Source organism: Bacillus sp. SM2101, from assembly GCF_018588585.1.
GTDB classification, from domain to species: domain Bacteria; phylum Bacillota; class Bacilli; order Bacillales; family SM2101; genus Nanhaiella; species Nanhaiella sioensis.
This window is the reverse complement of the sequence record NZ_JAEUFG010000092.1, coordinates 1-1,671: the sequence shown is the minus strand read 5'-3', so window position 1 is coordinate 1,671 and position 1,671 is coordinate 1. Positions and strand designations below refer to the sequence as shown.

At 35.6% G+C, this 1,671-nt stretch carries 1 protein-coding gene; it reads right to left on the bottom strand.

Annotated features, from left to right (window positions below):
- Positions 1-46: 46 nt before the first annotated feature.
- Positions 47-1,605, bottom strand: a protein-coding gene (locus JM172_RS24340; protein WP_214484956.1) for an IS3 family transposase whose coding sequence is annotated in 2 segments (ribosomal slippage) — positions 47-963 and positions 963-1,605 — 1,560 coding nt in all. Because the reading frame shifts where the segments join, the coding sequence is not laid out codon by codon here.
- Positions 1,606-1,671 lie beyond the last annotated feature (66 nt).

Below are 1,671 nucleotides of genomic sequence, written 5' to 3'. Positions count from 1 at the left end.
TGAACTGCCCCCTGTCTAGTAGACAGCGGAAATAATAAAAAGTCACTTAAGCGGCTTTAGCTCTATATTCCATAGGGCTAAGGCCATTTAATCGTTTTTGGTACCTATCGTAATTATAAAAATGTATATAGTCTTCTATGGCTTGAGATAATTCTTCAAAGTTCTCATATTTATTTAAATAATACTTCTCACATTTCAGTGCTCCCCAAAAAGATTCCATCGGTCCATTATCAATGCATCGACCTACTCGCGACATACTTTGTGTCATCTTAGCGGCATCTATTTTTCGTTTAAACCCTTTAGATGTGTACTGAAATCCTCGGTCACTATGTATTAGTGGATTATCCCCGTTCAGTTGGTCTATCGCTCGGTCAAGAGTATTAAACACAAGAAGGTTATTATTCGAATTCCCTAAAACATAACTAATAATTGAGCCATCATATAGATCGAGAATAGCACTTAAATAAGCTTTCTTTGATACTCCATATTTAAATTCCGTTACGTCCGTTACCCATTTTTCATTCGGTTTTTCTGCCGTGAATTCGCGATTTAACACATTTTCTGCGACATGTTGAGGAGTAGAGCTCTTATAAGAATTTTTCTTTCTTCGAATGACAGACTGTATGCAGGCTACCTTCATTAGTCTATAAATACGTTTGTAATTAAAGTTCTCTTCAAATTTCCGATTGATATTTAACGTCATTCGACGATATCCATATATCCCATCGACCTTCTTATGTAGAACCATCATTTCTTTAATAATCTCTTCGTTCTGAAGTTCTTGTGCCGAAGGCTTCCGTTTCAGCCACTTATAGTAAGCACCTCTTGTAATACCTGCCACTTCACAAAGCAATAGAATACTCAGACCTTTGCTTTCATTAAGTTCCTGAATGGCAATATACTTGTCTTCATATCGAATGCAGCTTACTTTCGCCTCCTTTCGATTTCCTCTAACTTTTTTAAGAATAAATTTTCCGCACGTAAGCGCTCATTTTCTCTTTCTAGCTTTTTCATCTGGAGTTTAATCTTCTCTTCTGGAGTTAGCTTTACTTCTTCTTTCTTTTTTCCACGTTTATCTTTAAGTCCTTCATCTCCACCATTTTCATACTTCTTAACCCATTGGTACACCTGTTGATAAGAGACCTTGTAGGTCTCAGCTGTTGTTTGATAATCTTTGCCATTCCCTAAACAGTCCATTACAATTTGTATCCGTTCTTCCCAAGTCGTATCTCTTCCGTTAGTCATAGTCCTTGTCCTTCCTTGTTTCGTATCTTTTAATTCACTATGACTATTATACTTGTAAACCCATTTCTCAAGGACGGAACAACTTGAAATTTCATATTTACGAACAACCTCACGTTGAGAGTATTCCCCTGACAAATAATCTTTAACTGCAGCTTCCTTTAATTCTTTGGAGTAGTTTTTCCATGTTTTAGAGTCAATTAATCCATCAATTCCACTTTTCTCAAATCGCTCTACCCATTTATAAATAGTATTTTTAGGAATTTGGTACATTGTTGTTAGCTCTTTTAGAGTGAAGTTTTCGTTGTTATATGCCCTCACCACTTCATGTTTAAATTCAATAGAGAAAAATTTATTGGACATAAAAAAGCCCCCTTAAGGTAATCAGATTTTATTTTTTAATCTGTCTACCTTAAGGGGAGCATATCA